1 protein-coding gene and 2 pseudogenes are annotated in these 2,129 nt (G+C 66.6%); all 3 read left to right on the top strand.

Features of this window, described 5'->3' with window-relative positions; genetic code table 11:
* Positions 1–300 (top strand): annotated as a pseudogene (locus G3436_RS21410) (FAD-dependent oxidoreductase); the annotation flags it as partial.
* Positions 297–1,108: pseudogene (locus tag G3436_RS21405) on the top strand (aldo/keto reductase). The pseudogenes G3436_RS21410 and G3436_RS21405, both read left to right, overlap by 4 nt.
* A gap of 40 nt (positions 1,109–1,148) precedes the next feature.
* Positions 1,149–2,102 (top strand): metal ABC transporter ATPase, encoded by a 954-nt coding sequence (locus G3436_RS21400; RefSeq protein WP_163949192.1) that lies wholly within the window; start codon positions 1,149–1,151, stop codon positions 2,100–2,102.
* The last annotated feature ends 27 nt before the right edge of the window (positions 2,103–2,129 follow it).

The raw sequence follows: 2,129 nt of genomic DNA, 5'->3' as shown, positions 1-2,129 counted from the left end.
AAAGGAAGTCGCCGGCCTGTTGCCGTGGGTCGACCTCGCCCGGTACGCCGGGCCACCGTGCGCATCGACCGCGCCGAGCCGGCGCAGTCGGGCCTGGTACGCCCCGACAACGCCTTCCTCGCCGAACAGCAGCGCCTGCTGGTGGGCTGGCCGACCAAGCTGGCGCTGGCGCCGGACTTTGCCGACCGCGTGCTGGCCAATCTCACCCGCGATGGCATCCAGCCAAGCCACCCGCCTGCCCTGCCCGACCTGCCCAAGCCACCGCTGGCGCAACCTGTATGGGAGCAACTGCTGCCATGAGCCTGCCCAGCCTGCACGACCATCATCGCCCGCTCGGCAGCACCGGCCTGAGTGTGTCGCCACTGGGCCTGGGCACGGTCAAGCTGGGCCGCGACCAGGGCGTCAAATACCCCAACGGCTTCACCATCCCGGATGACCGCGAGGCGCGCCTGCTGCTCGATCAGGCACGCGAACTGGGCATCAACCTGATCGATACTGCCCCGGCCTATGGCCGCAGCGAAGAACGCCTGGGCCCGTTGCTGCGTGGCCAGCGCGATGCATGGGTGATCGTCAGCAAGGTGGGCGAGGAATTCGACGACGGTGTGTCGCACTTCGACTTCAGCGCCGCGCATACGCGCGCTCGGTGGAGCGCAGCCTCACACGTCTTGAAACAGATTGCATCGACCTGGTGCTGGTGCATTCGGATGGCAACGACCTGCGCATTCTGGAGCAGGAAGGCGTCTACCAGACACTCGCCACGCTCAAGCAGGAAGGCAAGATTCGTGGCTTCGGGCTCTCCGGCAAGACCGTCGAAGGCGGCCTCAAGGCCCTGCAGCAGGGCGACTGCGCGATGGTCACCTACAACCTCAACGAGCAGGGCGAACGCCCGGTGCTGGACTATGCTGCCGAACACGGCAAGGCCATCCTGGTGAAAAAAGCGCTCGCCAGTGGCCATGTGTGCCTGAGCCCCGGGGTCGACCCGGTGCGTGCCAGCTTCGAGCTGCTGTTTGGCCACCCCGGGGTCAGCAGTGCTATTGTCGGCACCATCAACCCTGTGCACCTGGCCCACAACGTGGCCGTGGTCGCCAAGATCCTGAGCACGCGCTGAGCCGCCGTCGCGGCCGACCCCAACGCAAGAAGGAGCCGAGATGCCGCGCACGCTGATCCGCAAGAACCCGAGCAACTTCAAGACCCTGCCGCTGCATGTCGAGGCCGGCCCGGACGGGCTGAGCTACCAGGGCATCGGCATGCCGCTGAACTTCGCCCAGACCCTGCAACGGCGCAAGGCCATCCAGGTGGCCGACAGCGAACGTTTCGCGGTGGAGCTGGCCAACCTGGGCGTGTCGGTGCGCCTGACCCTGCACTGGCAGAACCGCGATTACTGGGTACTGGTGCGCCAGCGCCGGCAGGACCGCGGCGATGTGGTACTGAAGTTGATCTCTGGCTACGTGCCAGCGCAGGAGCTGAACCTGCCGTTGCACACGGCGGTGCAGGAAGTGGCCGAAGAGTGCCTGCTGGAAACGCCCGAAGGCTGGCTGGGCGGGCGCTTCAACGATACCTGGCTGCCGGCGCCGTATGCCGATGCGCTGCATTACCGTGAGGCATTGCCGTTCGTGCTGACCCCGGCGTCTGGCGCGGCGCGGCCGGTGCGCTGTGCCAACCTGCAACTGATCGAACGGCCGCGCGCGTATGTGCACCTGCCCACCGCCTCGCTGCAACTGATCTACGACCTGCGTCTGCAGGTGCCGCGCGAGGCCAAGTCGCTGAGCCTGTTCCATGTGGACGAGCGCCTGGAGGGCGATCAACTGGTGGCGCGGCTCAACCGCAGCCGGCCAGACCTGTACCTGATGCCATTGGAAGACGGCCAGCCCAAGGCCGAACTGTATACCTTGAAGAAAGACCGCCTGGTACCGGCGAGCACGCGCGGGCTGTACCTGGCCGAGAGCTTTGCGCAGCAGGATGGCTGGCTGGTGCGCGAGGAGCGCATTCGCTGGAAGGACTGGCTGAGGCAGCAGGGGCTGGTGGCGCCCAAGCCGGATTCGAAGCTCAAAAGGCTGACGGGCAAGGCGCGCCAGCTGTTGGGGATGGCGTTGCACAAGTAGGGCTTTGACGGGCCTCTTCGCTGGCAA

The organism is Pseudomonas brassicae (assembly GCF_010671725.1).
Lineage (GTDB): Bacteria > Pseudomonadota > Gammaproteobacteria > Pseudomonadales > Pseudomonadaceae > Aquipseudomonas > Aquipseudomonas brassicae.
The sequence above is the reverse complement of the archived record's forward strand: the minus strand, read 5'-3'. Positions and strand labels throughout refer to the sequence as shown.

Coding starts and splice junctions, on each gene's coding strand:
- G3436_RS21400 (WP_163949192.1), top strand. CDS start 1,149: ATGCCGCGCACGCTGATCCGCAAGAACCCGAGCAACTTCAAGACCCTG.